21 protein-coding genes are annotated in these 20,843 nt (G+C 64.4%); 20 read left to right on the top strand and 1 reads right to left on the bottom strand.

What is annotated here, in order from left to right; all coding sequences use genetic code 11:
* Window positions 1-39: 39 nt before the first annotated feature.
* The 19 genes from KA261_11535 (at window position 40) to KA261_11445 (ending at window position 18,270) form a co-directional block, all read left to right on the top strand.
* Window positions 40-609 (top strand): HDIG domain-containing protein, encoded by a 570-nt coding sequence (locus KA261_11535; GenBank protein MBP7698431.1) that lies wholly within the window; start codon window positions 40-42, stop codon window positions 607-609.
* 8 nt (window positions 610-617) lie between these two features.
* A complete protein-coding gene (locus KA261_11530) occupies window positions 618-1,937 on the top strand; it encodes an MFS transporter (protein MBP7698430.1) in 1,320 nt (439 codons plus the stop codon).
* Window positions 1,930-2,982, top strand: a complete 1,053-nt coding sequence (locus KA261_11525) for a PHP domain-containing protein (protein MBP7698429.1) — start codon at window positions 1,930-1,932, stop codon at window positions 2,980-2,982. Before KA261_11530 ends, KA261_11525 begins: the two co-directional genes overlap by 8 nt.
* Window positions 2,979-3,386 carry a hypothetical protein gene (locus KA261_11520; GenBank protein MBP7698428.1) on the top strand — a complete coding sequence of 136 codons (408 nt, stop codon included), beginning with the start codon at window positions 2,979-2,981 and terminating at the stop codon, window positions 3,384-3,386. The genes KA261_11525 and KA261_11520 overlap by 4 nt, the downstream gene beginning before the upstream one ends.
* 204 nt (window positions 3,387-3,590) lie before the next feature.
* Complete coding sequence (locus KA261_11515; GenBank protein MBP7698427.1) at window positions 3,591-3,947, top strand: NADH-quinone oxidoreductase subunit A; 357 nt, start codon at window positions 3,591-3,593, stop codon at window positions 3,945-3,947.
* Window positions 3,938-4,441: an NADH-quinone oxidoreductase subunit B gene (locus KA261_11510; GenBank protein ID MBP7698426.1), complete on the top strand. Its 504-nt coding sequence runs from the start codon at window positions 3,938-3,940 to the stop codon at window positions 4,439-4,441. The genes KA261_11515 and KA261_11510 overlap by 10 nt, the downstream gene beginning before the upstream one ends.
* A 49-nt stretch (window positions 4,442-4,490) precedes the next feature.
* A complete protein-coding gene (locus KA261_11505; GenBank protein MBP7698425.1) occupies window positions 4,491-5,030 on the top strand; it encodes an NADH-quinone oxidoreductase subunit C in 540 nt (179 codons plus the stop codon).
* Window positions 5,030-6,202, top strand: coding sequence for an NADH dehydrogenase (quinone) subunit D (gene nuoD, locus KA261_11500; protein ID MBP7698424.1), 1,173 nt, complete (start codon window positions 5,030-5,032; stop codon window positions 6,200-6,202). Before KA261_11505 ends, nuoD begins: the two co-directional genes overlap by 1 nt.
* Window positions 6,199-6,675, top strand: coding sequence for an NADH-quinone oxidoreductase subunit NuoE (gene nuoE / locus KA261_11495; protein MBP7698423.1), 477 nt, complete (start codon window positions 6,199-6,201; stop codon window positions 6,673-6,675). The genes nuoD and nuoE overlap by 4 nt, the downstream gene beginning before the upstream one ends.
* Entirely contained in the window at window positions 6,675-8,012 is a 1,338-nt protein-coding gene (gene nuoF, locus KA261_11490; protein ID MBP7698422.1) for an NADH-quinone oxidoreductase subunit NuoF, read from the top strand. The genes nuoE and nuoF overlap by 1 nt, the downstream gene beginning before the upstream one ends.
* Window positions 8,013-8,018: 6 nt before the next feature.
* Window positions 8,019-10,589: an NADH-quinone oxidoreductase subunit NuoG gene (nuoG, locus tag KA261_11485; protein ID MBP7698421.1), complete on the top strand. Its 2,571-nt coding sequence runs from the start codon at window positions 8,019-8,021 to the stop codon at window positions 10,587-10,589.
* A 5-nt stretch (window positions 10,590-10,594) separates the two neighbouring features.
* A complete protein-coding gene (nuoH, locus tag KA261_11480) occupies window positions 10,595-11,578 on the top strand; it encodes an NADH-quinone oxidoreductase subunit NuoH (protein MBP7698420.1) in 984 nt (327 codons plus the stop codon).
* Between the two features lie 18 nt (window positions 11,579-11,596).
* Complete coding sequence (gene nuoI, locus KA261_11475; GenBank protein ID MBP7698419.1) at window positions 11,597-12,103, top strand: NADH-quinone oxidoreductase subunit NuoI; 507 nt, start codon at window positions 11,597-11,599, stop codon at window positions 12,101-12,103.
* A complete protein-coding gene (locus tag KA261_11470; protein MBP7698418.1) occupies window positions 12,100-12,705 on the top strand; it encodes an NADH-quinone oxidoreductase subunit J in 606 nt (201 codons plus the stop codon). The genes nuoI and KA261_11470 overlap by 4 nt, the downstream gene beginning before the upstream one ends.
* Window position 12,706: 1 nt before the next feature.
* On the top strand, window positions 12,707-13,009 hold the full coding sequence (nuoK, locus tag KA261_11465; protein ID MBP7698417.1) for an NADH-quinone oxidoreductase subunit NuoK: 303 nt from the start codon (window positions 12,707-12,709) through the stop codon (window positions 13,007-13,009).
* Window positions 13,010-13,022: 13 nt separating this feature from the next.
* Complete coding sequence (gene nuoL, locus KA261_11460) at window positions 13,023-14,987, top strand: NADH-quinone oxidoreductase subunit L (GenBank protein MBP7698416.1); 1,965 nt, start codon at window positions 13,023-13,025, stop codon at window positions 14,985-14,987.
* Complete coding sequence (locus tag KA261_11455; GenBank protein ID MBP7698415.1) at window positions 14,969-16,567, top strand: NADH-quinone oxidoreductase subunit M; 1,599 nt, start codon at window positions 14,969-14,971, stop codon at window positions 16,565-16,567. The genes nuoL and KA261_11455 overlap by 19 nt, the downstream gene beginning before the upstream one ends.
* Complete coding sequence (locus KA261_11450) at window positions 16,564-16,776, top strand: glutaredoxin family protein (protein MBP7698414.1); 213 nt, start codon at window positions 16,564-16,566, stop codon at window positions 16,774-16,776. Before KA261_11455 ends, KA261_11450 begins: the two co-directional genes overlap by 4 nt.
* A gap of 45 nt (window positions 16,777-16,821) precedes the next feature.
* A complete protein-coding gene (locus KA261_11445; GenBank protein ID MBP7698413.1) occupies window positions 16,822-18,270 on the top strand; it encodes an NADH-quinone oxidoreductase subunit N in 1,449 nt (482 codons plus the stop codon).
* 83 nt (window positions 18,271-18,353) lie between these two features.
* Here the strand turns inward: KA261_11445 and KA261_11440 are convergent, their stop codons facing one another.
* Entirely contained in the window at window positions 18,354-19,775 is a 1,422-nt protein-coding gene (locus KA261_11440) for an amidophosphoribosyltransferase (GenBank protein ID MBP7698412.1), read from the bottom strand.
* A gap of 269 nt (window positions 19,776-20,044) precedes the next feature.
* Here KA261_11440 and KA261_11435 point away from each other — a divergent pair, with 269 nt between their 5' ends.
* Entirely contained in the window at window positions 20,045-20,830 is a 786-nt protein-coding gene (locus tag KA261_11435) for a hypothetical protein (GenBank protein ID MBP7698411.1), read from the top strand.
* Window positions 20,831-20,843 lie beyond the last annotated feature (13 nt).

The following is a 20,843-nucleotide window of genomic DNA, read 5'->3' as shown; positions in this document are numbered from 1 at the left end:
TCCTTGACACGCTTCTGCGCAGGGCCTTTATTGGGCGTCATGACCGACCGGAGCGACATCGGCCTCACCCGCGAGGAAGCCTTCCGGCTCGTCCTGGAGAAGATCGGGCACACCAATCTCCTCAAACACATTCTCGCCGTGGAGGCGGGGATGCGCCGGCTGGCGGAGCGGCTGGGCGAGGATGTCGGGTTGTGGGGCCTGACCGGGTTGCTCCACGATCTCGATTATAACGAGACGGTCGGCGACGCCGGGGCGCACACCTTCGTCACGGAGAGCTGGCTGCAGCCCTATCACCTGCCGGCCGCGATGCTCTATGCGATCCGCGCCCACCCCGGCCACGTGCCATGCCGCAGCCGGCTCGACTGGGCGCTCTTCGCCACCGACCCGGCGACCGGGTTCATCGTCGCCTGCGTGCTCATGCATCCAGCCAAGCGGCTCGACGTGATCGACGCCGACTTCATGCTGCGGCGCTTCAAGGAAAAGCGCTTCGCCGCCGGCGCCTCGCGCGACAACATGGCGGCCTGCACCAGCCTCGGACTCGAACTCGAGGAGTTCCTCCTCCTGGTGCACGCCGGAATGATGACAATCCGGAGCGACCTCCAGCTATAGGACTGCGCGTGGCCTCAACTATCGGGCGGAAGGACGTCATCGGGTGGTCGCTCTACGATCTCGCCAACACGATCTACTCGATGAACATCACTTCGCTCTACCTCAAACGGTACATCGTCGAAGACCTCGGCCGCGACGACCGCTGGTTCGATATCCCGTTCGCTCTTTCGATGTTCCTCGCGGCCCTGCTTCTGCCGGCCTTCGGGGCGATGTCGGACCACTCGGTCAAGAAGAAGCTCTTCGTGTTTCTCTTCACGCTCACCTGCTGCCTCGCGGTGGGGGGGATGGCCCTCGTGCCGCCGGGAGCGCTGATCGTGCTGGTCGCTCTGTTTGTTCTGGCCAACTTCTCCTATGAGGCCGGCCAGCCCTTCTACAACGCGCTGCTGTACTCGGTGGCGGACGGCCCGGCGGCGCGGTTCGTCTCCGGCTTCGGCGTGTCGCTGGGGTACGTCGGGTCGATTCTCGGCATGGTGCTGGTGCTGCCGTTTGTCAGCGGCGAGCTCTTCGGACTGACGGTTCCTTTCGTCACGCCCGGCGGCAAGGCGGGGGCGTTCGTGCCCACCGCCGTGATGTTTCTGCTGCTCTCGCTGCCGCTCTTCCTCTGGGTGCGGGAGCGGCCCAGTCCTTCGCCGCAGGCTTCCGGCCTGGCCCGGGCCTATCGCGAAGTCTGGGAGGGAATCCGCAACACGAAGAAATACCCCGGCGTGCTCCGGTTCCTCATCGCCGACTACTTTTTCGAGGATGCGGTCGCCACGGTCGTCATCAACATCGGGCTCTACTGCTCCGTGGTGCTCGCGCTGGACGACAGCCGGATCACCGCGTTTCTTATCATCTCGACCGTCTCGGCTGTGATCGGATCGGTGGTGATCGGCAAGATCGCCGAGCGGGTGGTGCTCAAACGGCTCCTGGCCGGCATCGTGTGGCTCTGGATCGCCGCGCTCGTCGTCTTTGTATCGACCGATACGATGACGGTTGTCTGGATCCTCGGGTCGGTCGTCGGGGTGGCGCTGGGCGGGTTGTGGACGGTCTCGCGCCCGCTCTTGGGGGAACTGGTTCCGCACGACGAGCTCGGGCGGTTTTTCGGCCTCTTCTCTATCTCCGGGCGCGCCGCCGCCGTCGCCGGACCGCTCATCTGGACCAGCTCGGTCTACCTCTTCCGCGCCGACCGTCCGCTCGGCCGCTTTGCCTCGGACCTCCTCGCATTGTCGCCATCGGGACAGGCCAAATTGCCGTACAAGGTGGCAGTACTGTCGCTGGTGGTGATGATGGCGGTCGGATTGATCATCTTTCGCAAAGTCCCTCGTACGGAACGGTCCCGCCATGGATAAGCGCAAGGTCGGCGACTGGTATCACTACACCGGCGCCGTGCACATCCACACGACCGAATCGGACGGTACCCTCCCGCTCGAGGAGGTGATCGCCCTCGGCCGCGAGGTCGGGCTCGATTTCATGATGTTCGCCGACCACATGACTCTCTCCAACCGGCAGCGCGGGGGAGAGGGGATGTACGGCGACACGCTCGTCGTGATCGGCTACGAACACAACGACGAGAGGGATCGCCACCACTACCTGCTGTTCGGGTCCCCCGGCGTGTATCCGCCCTCGCTCTCTGCGCGCCAGTACGTGGCGGCGGGAGCGGCCGACGGGGCGATCGGCATCATGGCGCATCCCGACGAGATCCGCAACTCCATGCCCGAATTTCCCCCCTACCCGTGGGACGACTGGTCGGTCGAGGGTTTCACCGGCATCGAGCTCTGGAACCAGATGTCCGAATGGATGGAGCGGCTCACGCCGCGCAACCGCCTGGCCATGGCCTTCGCCCCGCGCCGGTCGATGATCGGCCCCTCGGACCGCATCCTCCGCCGCTGGGATGAGATCAGCCGGAAGCGCAAGTGTGTCGGTATCGTCGGCGCCGACGCCCACGCCTTCCCGATCAAAGTCGGGCCCTTCCGGTTCGCGATCTTCCCGTACAAGGTCCATTTCAAGTGCCTCCGCATGACGATCATTCTGCCGGAACCGATGTCCCGCGACTTCGTCGCCGCCCGGGATCAGCTCTACGAAGCCATCCGCGACTGCCGCGCCTTCGGCGCCAACGTCCGCTGGGGTCAGGCCGACCGGTTCCTCTTCTGCGCCGACAACGGCCGCCGGCGCGTGCCCTCCGGGGGGACGATCGAGTTGACCGAGACGGCGCACATGCGGATCGAGCTGCCCGCGCGGGCCAGGATCCGGCTCGTGCACGACGGCTGCACGACCGTGGAAAACGAGGGTCAGGAACTGATCCACCGGCTCGACGCTCCCGGCATTTACCGGGTGGAAGCCTGGAAGGGCAGGCGCGGCTGGATCTTCTCCAATCACATCAGGGTGGAAGCATGAGCAAGTGGGAGGCCGACCGGGTGAAAGTAGTCGACCTGGCCGGCACGGAAGCGCCGGACAGCCGGACCGTGATCCGGTGCAAATTCGTACTCATCGAGTTGGCGGACGAAATTCATCTGGTTTTCGGCCGTTTAGCTGACTACCCGTACCACGCTCGGTTGGTCGCGCAGTTCTGCAGCGAACGCCGCATCCCCTCAGGCTGGGAACACGAGCCCGATCTGTATGCGTTGTACACAGCTAACGCCCGGGTTTGCGGCGGCGGATATCTCGCTATCGACCCTGCCTGCCGCACAGCGGAAGTGTATGGCCGGTCAAATGCGTACGGGCCATACGATAAGAAAGCGATGCACGCGGTCGTGGAACACGGCCCGGTTTTCCGGGGTTTAACGGTGTCGGTGCGGTGAGGACGGTTATGCTAATCTTTTCACAACCGACGGGTCGGAGGCCCCCGTGCCCATGAATATTAAGTTTATTATTAGTAACGAGTTGTGTCTCGCTCGGGGAAACGGGGTAACTTTCGGTGAGTATTTTAGGAAACGGCAAATGGACTTGACAACGGTTGGCGTACAGGATACTGTTCGGGACGGACTTGGAGAACGCTGAGAGTTATGTTTGACACCTTCTTCCCGATTCTGCTCTTGGTTGTTTTTGCGGTCGGCATCGCCGCCGTGCTGGTCGCCCTGTCAGTGATTTTTGGGCGCCGGACGGTTTTGGGCCGGAAGACCGACCCCTACGAGTGCGGGGTGGAGCCGGTCGGGACGACCAGGAACCCGGTGCCGGTCAAGTTCTATCTGATCGCCATCTCCTTCATTCTGTTCGATATCGAGCTGATTTTCCTGCTCCCCTGGGCGGTCGTCGCCCGCGACCTTGGGTCATACGGATTCTGGGCGATGGCGGTGTTCGTGGCGATCATCGTGGTGGGCTACCTGTATGAACTGAGGCGGGGAGCGCTGAAGTGGGACTAGAAGAGAAAATCCCCGATTCGATAATCCTGACGACGCTGGACAAGATGGTCAACTGGGCGCGCAAGCGCTCGATGTGGCCGCTCGGGTTCGGGCTGGCGTGTTGCGCGATTGAGATGATCTCGACCTTTGCGTCGCACAACGACCTCGCCCGGTTCGGGATGGAGGTCACGCGGCCCTCGCCGCGCCAGGCCGACCTCATGATCGTAGCCGGACGCGTGTCCAACAAAATGGCCCCGGTGGTCCGGACCCTCTACGAGCAGATGCCCAACCCGAAGTGGGTGATCTCCATGGGCGCCTGCGCCTCGTGCGGCGGCGTGTTCAACAACTACGCGATTCTCCAGGGAGTCGACCGCATCATCCCGGTTGACATCTATGTCCCCGGCTGCCCGCCGCGGCCGGAACAGCTCATGGACGGCATCCTCAAGCTGTTCGAGAAAATCGAAAAGGAATCCCTCAAAGACGCCCGGGAAGAGTGGGGCCGCAGGGCGGTCTGACCGCAGGCGACAGGCAACGGCGATGGCGCAAACACACGAACCGGCGATTGTGAAAAGTGAAACAAGCGAGGGAAACGACGCCCGAATCCGCCGCTTCCTCCGGGAGCGCTTCGGCGAGGCCATCCGCCACGAGGAGGTGTTCCGCGGCGATCTGCAGTTCACGGTCGATCCGGAAAAGATCTACGACATCTGCGAAGCCCTCATGGAGGCGGGCGGACTCGATGTCCGCTTCCTCGCCGACATCACCTGCGTCGACTGGCACGGCCACTCCGAGGCCGTCCACGGCCGGTTCGAGGTCGTCTACAACCTCTGCTCATTGGCCCACCGCAGCCGCTTCTTCCTGAAAGTGCGTCTCCCCGAGACGAACCCGCACGTGCGGTCGCTCGTCGACCTCTGGCACGGCGCCAACTGGATGGAGCGCGAGGTGTGGGACCTGTTCGGGGTGACGTTCGACGGCCACCCGGACCTGACGCGGCTGCTGACGCCCGACGATTTCGAGGGGCACCCGCTGCGCAAGGACTACCCGCTGGTCTACGAGCAGCCGAAATTCAGCTGGAACGAGAACGACCCGCCCGAGGTGATCAGGTAATGGCGGAAGCCCGGACCGTGACCATCAACATGGGGCCGCAGCACCCCTCGACCCACGGCGTGCTGCGCGTCATCCTGGAGCTGGACGGGGAGACGGTTGTCAAGGCCCGGCCCGTGGTCGGATATCTCCACACCGGGATCGAGAAGACGATGGAGTCGAAGCTGTACTACAAGGCGCTCCCGTGCACCGACCGGATGGACTACCTCGCCCCGATGTCGAACAACCTCGGCTACAGCCTCGCGGTCGAAAAGCTCCTGGGGATCGAGGTCCCCGAGAAAGTCAAGTGGGCGCGCGTGATTCTGGCCGAACTCACGCGGATCAACTCGCACCTCGTCTGGCTGGGCACCCACGCCCTCGACCTCGGCGCCATGTCGATGCTCCTGTATGCCTTCCGCGAACGCGAGCTGATCCTCGACGTGTACGAGGCCTGCGGCGGCCAGCGCATGATGACCAGCTACATCCGCATCGGCGGCCTTGCCCACGACCTGCCCAAGGATTTCGACCGCAAAGTCCGCGATATCATCGCCACCCTCACGGCGCGCCTGGAGGACTACGAGGGCCTGCTCACCCGCAACGAGATCTTCATCAACCGCACCAAGGGGGTGGCGGTCATTTCGGCCGAGGACGCCCTCAACTGGTCGCTCTCGGGTCCGATGCTGCGCGGCAGCGGCGTCGCCCGCGACCTGCGCAAGGACGAGCCCTACTCCGGCTACGAGAATTTCGATTTCCAGATCGCCCTGGGGCATAACGGCGACGCCTACGACCGCTACCTGCTCCGCATGGAAGAAATCCGGCAGTCGCTCCGTATCTGCCGCCAGGGGATCGACGGCCTCCCCGAGGGTCCCTACCGGGCCCACGTCCCGGGCGTCGTGCTCCCGCCCAAGGAGGACGTCCTCTACAAGATGGAATCGATGATCTTTCACTTCAAGATCATCACCGAGGGTTTCGCGGCTCCCCTCGGCTCCGTGTACCAGGCAATCGAGTCGCCCAAGGGCGAGCTCGGCTTCTACGTGGTCGGCGACGGGACGACGATGCCCCGCCGGATCCGCGTCCGGCCGCCCTCGCTCATCAATCTCGCCAGCCTTCCCCGACTGGTCGAGGGCCGGCTGTTTTCCGATGTCATCTGCGCCATCGGCTCGATCGACATCGTGCTCGGAGAGGTGGACCGATGATTCTGTCGGACGAGTCAGTCAGAAAGATAAAGGAGAAAGTGCCCCTCTACCCGCGCCGGAAATCGTCCGTGCTCCCCGCGCTGACGATCGCCTACCAGCAGCTCGGGTACGTCGACGACGACATCTACCGGGAGATCGCCCGCGTCATCGGCGTGCCCTATGTCGAGGTGGCCGAGGCCGCGTCATTCTATACTATGTTTCCGAAAGCGCCGCGCGGGAAGTACCTGATCCAGGTGTGCCACAACCTCTCCTGCGCCCTGCTCGGCGCCGACTCGCTGATCGCCTACCTCGAGAAGAGCCTCGGGATCAGGAAAGGCGAGACGACGCCGGACAAGCTGTTCACGCTCATCTCGGTCGAGTGTCTCGGGTCGTGCGCAACCGCGCCCATGATGCAGATCAACAACGACTTCTATGAGAATCTGACGCCTGCGAAGGTCGATCAGATCCTGAATGATTTGAGGTCCCAGGCCTGATGTTCTATTCGCCGGTCATCACCAACGCGGCCGAAGCCGCCGACAACAAGAAGCTCCACTTGTTCCGGTACGTCGAGGATCCTGAGCAGTACAAGCTGGCGGCCTACGAGCGGCACGGCGGCTACCGGGCCTGGCGGAAAGTCCTCGCCGGCATGAAGCCGGACGAGGTGATCGAAGTGGTCAAGAAGTCCGGGCTGCGCGGGCGGGGCGGCGCCGGCTTCCCCACCGGCATGAAGTGGGGATTCATCCCCAAGGACTCCCCCAAACCGCGCTACCTCTGCTGCAACGCCGACGAGTCCGAGCCGGGCACCTGCAAGGACCGCGTGCTCATGGAGCGCGACCCCCACGCCATCATTGAAGGCATGGCGATCGCCGCCTACGCCATCGGCTGCCACATCATGTTCATCTATATCCGGGGGGAATTCGGCCACCCGATCGCGCGCATGGAAGCGGCGATGAAGGAGGCCTACGCGGCCGGCCACCTCGGCCGGAATATCCACGGCTCCGGCTACGACCTCGAGATGGTCGTGCATACGGGCGGCGGCGCCTACATCTGCGGCGAAGAAACCGCCCTGCTGAACTCGCTCGAAGGGGAGCGCGGCATGTCGCGCATCCGGCCGCCGTTCCCGGCCATCGAGGGGCTCTACGCCTGCCCGACCATCGTGAACAACGTCGAGTCGCTCGCCGCCGTCCCGCACATCATCGCCAACGGCCCGGAGTGGTACCGATCGATGGGGACCGAGAAGTCGGCCGGCACGAAGATTTTCTCGCTCTCGGGCCATGTCAACCGTCCCGGCAATTACGAGGTCGAGCTCGGATTTCCGCTGAAGAAACTGATTTTCGACCCGGCCTACGGAGGGGGCCTGCGGGACGGCCGGCCGCTCAAGGGCGTCATCCCCGGCGGTTCCTCGACGCCCTTCCTGACGCCCGACGCGGTGGAGACGGTGAACCTCGACTACGAATCGCTCCAGGCGGCCGGGTCCATGCTCGGCTCCGGCGCGGTCATCGTTTTCAACGAAGACACCTGCATCGTCTGGCTGATCCTCCGGCTGATCCATTTCTACCGCCACGAGTCCTGCGGCAAGTGCACGCCCTGCCGCGAGGGGACCGCCTGGCTCGAACAGGTGATCCGGCGGATCGAGCAGGGCCAGGGGAAACCGGGCGACCTCGAACTGATCGAAGACGTGTGCGGCAATATCCTCGGGCGGACGATTTGCCCGCTCGGCGACGCCGCGGTGATGCCGATTCAGTCGGCCGTCAAGCATTGGCGGGACGAGTGGCGCTACCACATCGACAACGGCCGGTGTCTGGTAAAATCGGAATTCGCATTCAAGTAGAATACCATGGCTCAGGACGTCAAAGATACGCAGCCGCAGAAGAAGGCCGAGATCCCCACGGTCACGCTCACGATCGACGGGCGCCCGGTCACGGTCCCCCGGGGGACCACCGTGCTCGAAGCCGCCCGGCAGATGGGGATTCACATCCCCACGTTCTGCTGGCACCCCAAGCTGAAACCGGTGGGCGCCTGCCGCATCTGCTATGTCGAGATCGAGAAGTTCCCGAAACTGATGGTCTCCTGCGCGACCGAGGCGACCGAGGGAATGATCGTCCACACCGACTCCGACCTGGTCAAACAGGGACGGAAAGCGGTGCTGGAGTTCATCCTGCTCAATCACCCGCTCGACTGCCCGACCTGCGACAAGGGCGGCGAGTGCGATCTGCAGAACCTCACCTTCCGGCACGGCTACGACGACAGCCGCTTTGAGTTCCAGAAATACCGCTTCACCTCCGGCGCCGAGGGTTCGACGTTCGACGACAAGCGGATCGGACCGGAAATTATCCTCAATCGGAACCGCTGTATCCTCTGCTTCAAGTGTGTCCGCGCCAACAAGGAGGCGTTCGGGGAATACGACCTGGGCGCGTACGAGCGGGGCTACATCACCGAAATCGACGCCGCGCCGGGCGAACAGGTGGACAACCCCTTCTCGGGCAACCTCGTCGAGATCTGCCCGGTGGGCGCGCTGACCAACACCGACTGGCGCTACAAAATCCGCGTCTGGTTGACCCAGACGACGCCCTCGATCTGCAACTTCTCCGCCACCGGCGCCAACCTGCTGTTCTACAAGGAAGACCACAAGAACCGCATCTACCGGGTGACCTCGCGGCGGAACGACGGCGTGGACGACGGCTGGCTGGCCGACATCACCCGCTACGGCTACCAGATCGCGCACTCCGAAGAACGGCTGCACACACCGCTGGTGCGCAGGGACGGCAAGCAGGTGCCGGCGTCGTGGGAGGAAGCCCTCGAGGTCATCCGCAAACGGTTCGGCGAAATCACCGAGACCAAGGGGCGGGTGTGCATCGGCGGGCTGGCTGCGCCGCACCTCGACAACGCCGCCCTCTATGCGTTTTCGAAGCTCTTCCGCACCGTCCTCAAGTCGAACAATGTCGACTACCGCTCCGACTACCGCATGCTCCCCTCGGCCGCCGACAGCCCGTTCAACCTCCTCTGCCGGCGCCCCTTCCGCATCGCGGACATCGACGCGAGCGACGTCATCGTGACGCTCGGCTCCGACCTGCTCCGCGAGCACCAGCTCGAATACGTGCGTATTCGCAAGGCCTGCACTTTCCGCGGCGCCCGCTATTTCTCGATGACCCCCTACGCCGTGCGGTCGGCCGACATCGCCGAGGCCGAACTGGTCTACGCGGTCGGCATGGAAGAGGTGTTGCTCACGGCGCTCGGACTGGCGGCCGTGGACATGGGGCTGGTCGATCCCTCCGCCGGAGCCGTGTTCCGGGCGCGGGTGGAGCCGAAAACGCTCGCCGAGGCGTGCCGGCTGTGCGGGGTGGCGGCCGAGACCGTGAAACTGGCGGCGCGCGCCCTGGCCACCGCGGGCCGCGTCACCTTCTTCACCGGCGAAATCGTCACCCGGTCCTACGCCCGCGATGCGATCGGGGCGGCCGCCCTCAATCTCGACCGGCTCCTCGGCCTGCACCGGCGCGGCCAGATCGCCGCGCTTGCCCGGTACGCCAACTCCGCCGGCGCTGAACGGCTCGGCGTGTCTCCGACGCCGGCCCCGGCCGTGGCGAAAAGGCTCGCCGAGCTCTGGGGGGAATTCCCCGAGGCCGAGCCGGGCACCACCGACCGCATGATGGTCCAGATGCGGCGCGACGAAATCGACGGATTCTTCATCCTCGGCGCCAACCCGGTCATGCTCTACCCCGACCGGCAGTTCGCCCTCGAGTCCCTCGAGAAGCTCGATTTCCTCGTGGCGGCCGATCTATTCGAGACGCCCACGACCGAGCTGGCCGACGTTGTGCTGCCGCTGGCGAGCTGGGCCGAGTTCACCGGCGACTATGTCAATCTCGAGGGCCGGGTGCAGCGGGCGGAGCGGGCGATCAAGCCGCTCCACCAGGCGAAACCGCCCCTGGAGATCGTCCGGCTGGTCGCCGACAAGCTCGGCGGGAAGCTGTTTGCGAGCGAGGAGCAGATGCAGGCCGAGATCGACGCGGTGCTGGCGGTCGACGCCACGGCCGCACCCTCCGGCGAATTCTTCGAGGTCAAGCCGGCTGCGGAGCCGGCCTCCGAGGAGTACCCGCTACCGCTCTTCATGGGCGATGATCCCCACCACAGCGGCCACCTGACGGAGAAATCCGTCGCGCTGGCGAACTTCTGCAGCGAGGCCTACCTTGAAATGTCGCCGGAACTGGCCCGGCGGTACGGCCTCGACGAGGGCGACCCGGTGCGGATCGAATCGGAGCTCGGCAAGGTGGTCGCGCCCGCGCGGATTTCCGACGTTCTCGACAGCGATGTCCTGCTCGCGCCGCGCAACTTCGCCTCGACCCCGGTCAACAGCCTGCTGACGCGCAAACGGCGGATCGACCGCGTGAAAATCTCCAAGGTGATTGACTAGACGATATGCTGGAAGCCATCATCATAGCGGCGGTGAAAGTTCTCGCAGTTCTGGTCGCGGTGCTGACCGGATGCGCCTACGCCACTTACATGGAGCGCAAGGTGCTCGGACACCTCCAGCACCGCATCGGCCCGTCCTACGCCGGTCCCTACGGCCTGTTGCAGCCGCTGGCCGACGCCGTCAAACTCATCTTCAAAGAGGACGTCGTGCCGGCCAACGCCGAGCGGGTGACCTACACGCTGGCCCCGATCGCCTCGTTCGTCCCCGCGATGCTGACTTTCGCCGTCATTCCGTTCACCGCCGATTTCGAGCTGTTCGGCCGCCCGATCCAGGGCGTCATCTCCGATCTCAACATAGGCATCCTGTGGGTCTTCGCGGTGACCTCCCTCGGCGTGTACGGTATCGTGCTCGCCGGGTGGTCCTCGGGCTCCAAGTACTCGCTCCTCGGAGGCGTCCGGTCCTCGGCCCAGATGATCTCCTACGAAATCAGCTACGGCCTGACCATTGTCGGGGTAATCCTGATCGCCAACACCCTCTCGATGCGCGAGTTGGTGGAGCAGCAGGCGTCGATCGCCGACTGGTTCATCTGGAAGCAGCCGCTCGGGTTTCTCCTCTACCTGACCTGCGCGGTGGCTGAGACCAACCGCGCCCCGTTCGACCTCCCCGAGGCCGAGAGCGAGCTCGTGGCGGGATACCACACAGAGTACTCGTCGATGCGCTTTGCCACCTTCTTCATCAGCGAGTACGGGGCCATGATCGCCGTCTCCTGCGTGGGGACGACGATCTTCTTCGGAGGCTGGCAGGGGCCGTTTCTGCCGCCGTTCCTCTGGTTCTTTTTGAAAGTGCTGGCGTTCATGTTCCTCTATATTTGGCTGCGGGCGACCTTCCCCCGGTTCCGCTATGACCAGCTCATGGCGTTCGGGTGGAAAGTGCTGTTCCCGCTGGCGCTGCTCAACTCGCTGGTGACGGCGGCGTTTGTGATGCTCTAAGGAGAGAGGTCGCATGCCATGAAGGACGTACTGACTGCCTTGACCAACGCCGTGATCAAGACCCCGAAGGGCCTGCTGATCACGCTGAAACATCTGTTCAAGAAGCCGGTGACGGTCGATTATCCCCGGCAGAAGCGGCCGATGGCGCCGCGCTACCGCGGCCGCCACTACCTCGAACGGTATGACGACGGCACCGAGCGGTGCGTCTGCTGCGGTCTGTGCGCCGCCGCCTGTCCGGCCGACGCCATCTACATGGAACCGGAGGAGAACGAGAAGGGGGAGCGGCGCGCCCGCACTTACGAAATCAACCTCCTCCGCTGCATCTTCTGCGGCTACTGCGAGGAAGCCTGCCCCGAGGAAGCGATCTTCCTCGGCCAGGACTATGAATTCTCCAGCAGCGACAAGAGTTCATTTATCTGGAAGAAAGACGACATGCTCGTCGCGCACCCGCGCAGAGACAACCCCTTCAAGAGACTCTACCGGCGGGTGCGCAAGGTGTACGGGGTGGCGGACAAGGTGCGATGAGTCTCGACGCAATCATATTCGTGCTCTCGGCGGTGGTGGCCGTGTTCGGCGCCACCATGATGATCGTCCAGCGCAACCCGGTGGCCTCGGTGCTCTACCTGATCGTCTCGCTCATCGCCCAGGCTGTCCTGTACATCCAGCTCGGAACGGCCTTCATGGGCGCCGTCCTCGTGATCGTCTATGCCGGCGCTATCCTCGTTTTGTTCCTCTTCGTCATCATGCTCCTCAATCTCCGCGGGCGGGAGGATCTCGGCGAGGGGTCGGCCCCGCTCAGCCGGCTGACCAAGTACCTCGTCTCGCTGCTCTTCGTGGTCGAACTGGTGTTTGTCATCCGGGCGGGATTCTTCGCCGAAACCGCCGTCGTCGGCGTCTTCGCCGGCGGGGCGGTTGCCGACGATTTCGGTTCGGTGGAGCACACGGCCGGCCTCCTGTTCACGCGCTACCTGTATCCCTTCGAATTGACGGCGGCGCTGCTGTTGGCGGCGGTCGTCGGAGCGGTGGCGATCGCCAAGCGCGACCGGGCGGAGGGGCCGCCGGCCGGCGCCGAGACGCGCGGCCGCGCCGAGGACGCCCCGCCGCAAACGCACAAGGTGGAGTCCTAGCATGGTTCCGGTTTCCGCATACCTGATTGTCGCGGCCGTGCTCTTCGGGATCGGCACGATCGGCGTGCTCGCCTCCCGCAACATGATTATCCTGATCATGAGCATCGAGCTCATGCTCAACGCGGCCAACCTCGCCCTGATCGCCTTCTCGCGCGCGCTCAATGTCATGGACGGCCACGCGTTCGTGTTCCTCGTGCTGACCGTGGCCGCGGCCGAGGCGGCCGTGGGACTGGCCATGGTGCTCACCGTGTTCCGCAACCGGGACTCGATAAACATCGACCGGTTCAACCTGTTGAAATGGTAGGGCCGGGGACGCTATGTCGGATTACCTGTTTCTCATACCGCTTTTGCCGCTGATCGGCTTCGTCGTCAACGGGCTGCTCCTGGGCCGACTCCGCCGCCCCGCCGTCAACGCCGTCGCCTGCGCGTCGGTGGGCGGAGCCTTCATCCTCTCGGTGTTGGCTTTCTTCGAGCTGCGGGCGCTGCCGCCGGCGATGCGGATGATCGAGCAAACCCTCTTCACCTGGATCCCCTCCGGCAATTTCAACGTCAACATCGGCTTCCTGCTCGACCCGCTCTCCGCCGTGATGATCCTCGTGGTGACCGGCGTGGGATTCCTCATCCACGTCTACGCGACCGGCTACATGGCCCACGACCCGGGGTTCGGACGGTTCTTCGCCTACCTCAACCTGTTCATGTTCGCGATGCTCACGCTCGTGCTCGCCGACAACTTCCTGCTCATGTTCGTCGGCTGGGAGGGGGTCGGCCTCTGCTCCTACCTGCTTATCGGTTTCTGGTACGAACGGCAGTCGGCGGCGGACGCGGGGAAGAAGGCATTCCTCGTCAACCGCATCGGCGACTTCGGTTTCCTCCTGGGGATGTTCCTCATTTTCTGGCAGGTCGGGTCGCTCCATTTCCCCACCGTGAGTGAGGCGGCGCCCGCGGTGTTCACCGCCGGAGGCGGCCTCATCACCGCCGTCTGCCTCCTGCTCTTCCTTGGCGCGACCGGGAAATCGGCGCAGATCCCGCTCTATGTCTGGCTGCCCGACGCCATGGAGGGCCCGACGCCGGTGTCGGCGCTCATTCACGCCGCCACGATGGTGACCGCGGGCGTCTACATGATCGCGCGGACGAATGTGCTGTACAGCCTCGCCTCCGACGCCCTGCTCGTGGTGGCGGTCATCGGCGCCGCGACCGCCTTCGTCGCCGCGACCATCGGCCTGGCCCAGAACGACATCAAGCGCGTCCTCGCCTACTCGACGGTCAGCCAGCTCGGCTACATGTTCCTCGCCTGCGGCGTAGCCTCGTTCACGGCCGGCATCTTCCACCTGATGACCCATGCCTTCTTCAAAGCCCTGCTCTTCCTCGGCGCCGGTTCGGTCATCCATGCGATGAGCGACAAACAGGACATGCGCGAGATGGGCGGACTGCGGAAACATCTGCCGGTGACCTACGCCACCATGCTCGTCGCCACCCTGGCGATCGCCGGCATCCCCGGCTTCTCAGGATTCTTCAGCAAGGACGAGATCCTCTGGAAATCGTTCTCGTCGGCCCACGGCCACCCGCTGTTCTGGGTGATCGGCTTCGCCACTGCCGGTCTCACCGCCTTTTACATGTTCCGCCTGGTCTTCCTGACCTTCTTCGGAAAAGAGCGGATGGACCAGCACACGAAGGACCACCTCCACGAGTTCCCCCGGTCGATGACGGTTCCGCTGGTGATCCTTGCGGTGCTGTCGGTGGTCGGCGGATATGTCGGCATCCCGCACGTCTTCGGCGCGACCAACTGGTTCGAGCGCTGGCTGGAACCGGTGATGGCCGGCGGCGGGGGGGAAGCGGCGCCGGAGACGGTGCACGCCTCGGCCGGCGGCTACGGGACCGGGATGGAGCTTGCCCTCATGGGCGCCTCCGTGGCCCTCGTGCTCCTGGCCATCTATGGCGCGCACCTGTTCTACCGCAAGCGGACGGAGCTGGCCACCCGCTGGCGGGAGCGCCTCTCCGGTCTGCACCGCCTCCTGGTCAACAAGTACTACGTCGATGAGATCTATTTGGCCGTGATCGTCCGGCCCCTGGTCGGGTTATCGATGTTCCTGTGGAAGTTCGTGGATGTGATCGTGATCGACGGACTCGCCAACGGCAGCGCTGCGGCCTACCAGGGCCTGTCCGAGGGTGTTCGCCGCCTCCAGACCGGCCGCGTCCGGAGCTACGCCACGCTCTTCGTGCTCGGCGTCGTCCTCCTGGTCGCCTACTTTGCAATGGATTGGGGATGGAAAATCAAATTCTGACCTACGTCACATTCTTCCCGCTCGTCGGGATTGTCGCTCTCCTGCTGGCGCCGAAGGAACGGCACGACACGATCAAGGCGGTCGCGCTCATCGTGGCCGTCATCACCATGCTCCTGTCGTTCTTCCTCTGGTCAATGTTCGACCCGATGGCGCTGGGGATGCAGTTCGAAGTCGACATCCCGTGGATCACCGGGCTGGGCATCCACTACCACCTCGGGATCGACGGCATCTCGCTGCTGCTGATCGCGCTGACGACCGTCCTGACCGTTCTGGCCATCCTCGCCTCGTGGAACTCGATCACCAAGGGGGTGAAGGGGTACTATCTCTCGATGCTCCTGCTGCAGGTGGGGATGATCGGCGTGTTCGTGTCACTGGATCTCTTCCTGTTCTACGTGTTCTGGGAGATCATGCTGGTCCCGATGTATTTCATCATCGGTCTGTGGGGCGGCCCCCGGCGGGTGTACGCCGCGATCAAGTTCGTCCTCTTCACCATGTTCGGCTCGCTCCTCATGCTCGTCGGCATCCTCTGGCTGCTCTTCGCCTACCACGGCTACTCCGGGGAGTATTCGTTTGACATGCTCAAGCTCGTGGAGATGCCGATCGGCTACCGGGCGCAGCTCTTGTTGTTCGGGGCCTTCGCGCTGGCCTTCGCAATCAAGGTCCCGCTCTTTCCCTTCCACACCTGGCTGCCCGATGCCCACGTGGAGGCGCCGACGGCCGGCTCGGTCATCCTCGCGGGCGTGCTGCTGAAGATGGGGACGTACGGTTTCGTGCGCATCTGCCTGCCGATGTTTCCGGACGCCACCGTGGCCTACCTCCCCTACATCGCCGTGCTGTCGGTCATCGCGATCATCTACGGCGCGCTCGTGGCGATGGTGCAGCGGGACGTGAAATCGCTCGTGGCGTTCTCCTCGGTCTCCCACATGGGCTTCATCATGCTGGGGATCTTCGCCCTCAACCTGCAGGGACTCCAGGGCGCGATCATGCAGATGGTCAACCACGGCGTTTCCACGGGCGCCCTGTTCCTCCTGGTGGGGATGATCTACGACCGCCGCCACACGCGCCTCATTGAGGAATTCGGCGGGCTGGCCAAAGTCATGCCGGCCTACTCGGCCATCTTCATGATCGTCGCCCTCTCCTCGATCGGCCTGCCGTTCACCAACGGGTTCGTCGGCGAGTTCCTCATACTCCTCGGCGCGTTCGACCGCAGCTATGTCTACGGCACCCTGGCGGCCTCGGGCGTGATCTTCGCCGCCGCCTATATGCTCTGGATGTACCAGCGCGTCATCTTCGGAAAAGTCACCAACCCGGCCAACGCGCAACTGGCCGATGTCGACTGGCGGGAGAAGATCATCCTGATCCCGCTGGTCATCTTCATATTCTGGATCGGCATTTACCCGAAACCCTTCTTCGAGCGCATCGAACCCGCCGCCCAGCAGGTTCTCACGCGGGTCGGGCGCGCGCAGACGGTGCAGCTCGACGACCAGTTCCGGGTAAACCTGGTCCCGGCCGTCGATATCTCCCCGCGCGGCGACACGATTACGGTGGGACTGGGGGCCCCGGAGAGAGGTACGGAATGAACAACGTGGTCATGTACACCAAGGAAGGCTGCCCGTACTGCGCGGCGGCCAGGAAGCACTACGCGGAGCAGGGGATCCGCTTCACGGAAATCGACATCCATCGCACTCCCGGGGCCCGGGACAAGGTGCTTGCCCTGACCGGCGGCGAGGCTATCGTCCCGGTCATCGTCGACAACGGACAGGTCATCAAAGGCTTCGGCGGCGGCTGAGGCTTCTAACGGTGCGGGCGGCCGGGCGCCGCCCTCGGAAATGCTATGATAGATCTCACATCGGCCGGCATTGACTTCGGCCTGATCGGACCGGAAACGGCGCTCCTCATTGCGGCGTCGGTCATTCTCCTGACCGGCTATCTCGGCCGCCTCGGCCGCTTCAGCCCCGGCCTCAGCCTGGTCGGCCTGTCCGTGGCGCTGGCCCTGGCGGCGGCTTCCTGGGGCCGGCAGGGATCGGGCTTCTGGGGCATGGTGACGAACGACAACTTCGGCTCGGCCTTCAAAGTCATCGCCGCCGGCACCTCGATCCTCGCCCAGCTCATGGCGCAGCGCTGGCTGGCGGTCAAGGGGTACCACCGGCCCGAATTCTACGCCCTCCTTTTGCTGGCGACCATGGGGATGATGGTGATGGCCAATACCACCGACCTGGTCGTGCTCTTCCTCGGCCTCGAGTTGATGTCGGTGCCGCTCTATGTGATGGCCGGCTTCGCCAAGCGCTCGCTCGAGTCCAACGAGGCGGGTCTCAAGTATTTCATCATGGGCGGGTTCGCCAGCGCGTTCCTGCTCATGGGCATTGCCTTCGTGTTCGGGGCGGCCGGGACGACCGACCTCCGCCGCATCGTCGCCGACTTCAACTTCATCCTGTCCCGCTCGGATGCCTACATGTACGCGGGGGCGGCTCTCATCCTGATCGGGTTCGGCTTCAAAGTCGCCGCCGTGCCCTTCCACTCCTGGGTGCCCGACGTGTACCAGGGGGCGCCGACCCCGGTGACCGCGTTCTTCTCGGTCGGGCCGAAAGCCGCCGGCTTCGCCGCGCTCCTGCGCGTGTTCGTCTTCGGGTTCGCCTCGATGGAGGCCCTCACCGACGCCTTCTGGGTCCTCGCGGTGCTGACCATGACGGTCGGCAACGTCCTCGCGCTTCGCCAGTCCAACATCAAGCGCCTGCTGGCGTACTCCTCGATCGCCCACGCGGGGTATATCCTCGTGGGCCTGACCGCGGGGGGAGAGGACGCCATCTCCTCGGCCCTGTTCTACCTGATCGCCTACGCCTTTTTCAACCTCGGCGCGTTCGCCATCGTCACCATGCTGGAGACACGCTCCGGCGGCAAAGCCGAGATCGACGAGCTCCCGGGGATGGGTCGGAAACATCCGTATCTGGCGGCGACTCTCGCCCTGTTCATGTTCGCGCTCTCCGGTTTCCCCCCCACTGTCGGATTCTTCGGGAAATTCTACATCTTCTCGGCCGCCGTCAAATCCGGATTCCTCTGGCTGACCGTGATCGGCGTGATGAATTCCTTCTTGTCGGTCTACTACTACCTGCGTCTGGTGAAGGGAGTGTACTTCGACGCCGCCGCGCGGGAATTCGCGCCGGTCACCTACACGCCGGCGCTGGTTGTGGTCCTGGTCGTCACGGCCGCGGGCACGCTCGGACTGGGCTTCTTCCCGCAGCAGTTGCTGGCTTTTTCGCAGAAAGCGCTCTTCGCGTTCCTGTGACATTGGCCGGGACGGCCGCGACAAAAATGCCGAAGGCGGGAGCGGAAGCTCCTGCCGTTCCATTTGACCGATCGAGCTTTCGGCTAAATGCCGAACCGCCCGGAACTCTTGATGTCGAAGCGGTCCTTCCCGTTGATTTTTGGGATCGCCATCGGGTACTTGCCCGAGAAGCAGCTGGCGCAAAAGGTCGTGTCAGGGAGCGATTTCAGCGACAGCATCCCCTCCAGCGACAGGTAGCGCAGCGAATCTACCTTGAGGTACTTCTCGATTTCGGTCACCGACATGCGCGCCCCGATCAACTCTTCCCGCGTCGGCATGTCGATCCCGAAAAAGCAGGGGGAGATGATCGGCGGAGACGACACCCGGAAGTGAATCGCCTTGGCCCCGGCGCCGCGGATCATGGCGACCAGCTTCTTCGAGGTCGTCCCCCGCACGATGGAGTCGTCAACCACCACCACCCGCCGCCCATACAGAACGCCGCGCACCGGGTTGAACTTCACCTTGACGTCGAGGTCGCGGATCTGCTGGCCGGGATCGATGAAAGTCCGCCCCACGTAGTGGTTGCGGATGAGGCCGATCTCGAAGCGGATGCCCGACTCCTCGGCGTAGCCGAGAGCCGCGGTGTTGGCCGAATCGGGGATGGCGATGACGATGTCCGCCTCGACCGGATGTTCGCGGGCCAGCAGCCGCCCCAGCCGGCGGCGGATCTTGTCGACGTTCTCGCCGAAGATTTTCGAGTCCGGGCGCGAGAAGTAAATGTACTCGAAAATGCACATGGCGTGCCGCTGCGCCGCGAACGGCTTGAGCGACTTCAGCCCGCCGGCCGAGATCTCGAGCACCTCGCCGGGCTCGATGTCCCGCACATACCGGGCGCCGATCAGATCGAACGCGCAGGTCTCCGACGCCACCACCCAGGTCTTGCGGTACTTGCCGAGCGCCAGCGGCCGGAAACCAAAGGGGTCGCGGGCGGCGATGAGCGTGTCTTCGGTGAGAAACAGCAGCGAATAGGCCCCCTTGACCCGCGCCAGGGCGTCGCAAACCTGCTCCAGGCGCGTCCTCTTGCGGGACCGCGCCGCCAGGTGGAGGATGATTTCAGTGTCCGAGGTCGTCTGAAAAATCGAGCCGCGGGCGTCGAGTTTTGTGCGCAGCTCGGTGGAGTTGGTCAGGTTGCCGTTGTGGGCGATCGCCAGATGGCGGCTGCGGTTGGTGATCAGGAATGGCTGAATGTTGATCAGCGAGGAGGCCCCGGTGGTCGAGTAACGGGTGTGGCCGATCGCCCGGCCGCCCGTCAGGCCGGCCAGGACCTGGGGGTTGGCGAAGACCTCGGACACCAGTCCCATCCCCTTGTGGTAGTGGATCGAGCCGTTGTCGGAGGTGACAATGCCGGCCGATTCCTGGCCCCGGTGCTGGAGCGCGTAGAGCCCCAGGTAGGTGAGTTCGGCGGCGCGGGAGTGACCGAATACCCCGCAGACGCCGCAGTGGTCATGTATCACGTCCTCTACCATGCCGTTAGCTCCTCATGGGCGCCTTGGAAAACACCCAGTATACGCCCGGCTCGGATAAATGTCAACGATTCGAGCGCCGCATTTTGCATATGTCTGTGAACACAAATGCACCGATCCGCCGGCGGATCGGTTCTCCCGCACGGCCGGCCGGCTGCGAAAACTCATGGCACATAGGCCCAAAACTCCTTATTTTCAAGGGTACCTCAGAGTTACTCCAGCGCGCGGGCGCCCGGCGCCGCGGGGCACCGCGTTTGCTCAAATGAGACACGATGAACAGTGACCGGCCACAGGACCGCCCGCCCGTCGATAAATTCGGCCTCATTCACCGCCTGGCGGTCGACGCCGCCGGGGGCGAGGAGCCCCAGGAGGTCTACCGGCGGGGGCTGCGCCTGAGCGCCGACCTGGTCGGGCTGGCCGCCGCCGCCCTGGTGGTGTGGAACCGTGACCACGTCCTCACCCTCAATGTCAGCCACGCCCGCAGCGAAGACTATCGCCGCCGGCTCGATGCCCTCGAGCGGGAGTTGTTCGACCGCCTCCGCCAGACCCAGCAACTGGCCTCGGCGTACATGTCGTTCGAGGGCGACCCGCCCGTGCACGCCTTCACCCTCCCCCTCCGCTACGCCGGGAGAACCTACGGCGCGGTCATAGGACTGCAGGAGGGGCCGCGGACAATCGTGTCCGAGGAGGCTCTGCTGGAAACCCTCGCGGCCGTTCTCGCGCTGACCTGGGTGGCCGGCTCGCAGAACCGGGAAGAGGCCGATCTGCGCTCTGCACTCACCAAGGAACGCAAGAGCGCCGTCATCGAAACGGCGGTGACGGTCAACCACGAGGTCAACAACCCGCTGACCGCCATCCTCGGCAACGTCCAACTGCTGCTGCTCAAGCGCGATGATCTCGACGATGAACTCAAGGCGAAACTGCGGACCATCGAGCAGTCCGCCCTCAAGATCAAAGACGTCACACAGAAACTGATGCGCCTGACCTCTCCCCGGTCGATCGATTATTCCGACGGCACCAAGATGATCGACCTCAACGACGGGGGAGAGGAGGCCTAGACCCCGGCCGCCC

This window comes from Candidatus Zixiibacteriota bacterium (assembly GCA_017999435.1).
In the GTDB taxonomy this organism is placed as follows: Bacteria; Zixibacteria; MSB-5A5; order GN15; family FEB-12; genus JAGNLV01.
Note: the sequence above shows the minus strand (reverse complement) of the source record. Positions and strands in the feature narration are given on the sequence as shown.

Bases quoted from the DNA above. Each gene is read 5' to 3' on its own strand.
- nuoK (MBP7698417.1), top strand. From the start codon at position 12,707: ATGGTTCCGGTTTCCGCATACCTGATTGTCGCGGCCGTGCTCTTCGGG.
- nuoF (MBP7698422.1), top strand. From the start codon at position 6,675: ATGTTCTATTCGCCGGTCATCACCAACGCGGCCGAAGCCGCCGACAAC.
- nuoI (MBP7698419.1), top strand. From the start codon at position 11,597: ATGAAGGACGTACTGACTGCCTTGACCAACGCCGTGATCAAGACCCCG.
- nuoD (MBP7698424.1), top strand. From the start codon at position 5,030: ATGGCGGAAGCCCGGACCGTGACCATCAACATGGGGCCGCAGCACCCC.
- KA261_11455 (MBP7698415.1), top strand. From the start codon at position 14,969: ATGGAAAATCAAATTCTGACCTACGTCACATTCTTCCCGCTCGTCGGG.
- KA261_11470 (MBP7698418.1), top strand. From the start codon at position 12,100: ATGAGTCTCGACGCAATCATATTCGTGCTCTCGGCGGTGGTGGCCGTG.
- KA261_11520 (MBP7698428.1), top strand. From the start codon at position 2,979: ATGAGCAAGTGGGAGGCCGACCGGGTGAAAGTAGTCGACCTGGCCGGC.
- KA261_11515 (MBP7698427.1), top strand. From the start codon at position 3,591: ATGTTTGACACCTTCTTCCCGATTCTGCTCTTGGTTGTTTTTGCGGTC.
- KA261_11525 (MBP7698429.1), top strand. From the start codon at position 1,930: ATGGATAAGCGCAAGGTCGGCGACTGGTATCACTACACCGGCGCCGTG.
- nuoE (MBP7698423.1), top strand. From the start codon at position 6,199: ATGATTCTGTCGGACGAGTCAGTCAGAAAGATAAAGGAGAAAGTGCCC.
- nuoH (MBP7698420.1), top strand. From the start codon at position 10,595: ATGCTGGAAGCCATCATCATAGCGGCGGTGAAAGTTCTCGCAGTTCTG.
- KA261_11445 (MBP7698413.1), top strand. From the start codon at position 16,822: ATGATAGATCTCACATCGGCCGGCATTGACTTCGGCCTGATCGGACCG.
- nuoL (MBP7698416.1), top strand. From the start codon at position 13,023: ATGTCGGATTACCTGTTTCTCATACCGCTTTTGCCGCTGATCGGCTTC.
- KA261_11435 (MBP7698411.1), top strand. From the start codon at position 20,045: ATGAACAGTGACCGGCCACAGGACCGCCCGCCCGTCGATAAATTCGGC.
- KA261_11535 (MBP7698431.1), top strand. From the start codon at position 40: ATGACCGACCGGAGCGACATCGGCCTCACCCGCGAGGAAGCCTTCCGG.
- KA261_11450 (MBP7698414.1), top strand. From the start codon at position 16,564: ATGAACAACGTGGTCATGTACACCAAGGAAGGCTGCCCGTACTGCGCG.
- nuoG (MBP7698421.1), top strand. From the start codon at position 8,019: ATGGCTCAGGACGTCAAAGATACGCAGCCGCAGAAGAAGGCCGAGATC.
- KA261_11440 (MBP7698412.1), bottom strand. From the start codon at position 19,775: ATGGTAGAGGACGTGATACATGACCACTGCGGCGTCTGCGGGGTATTC.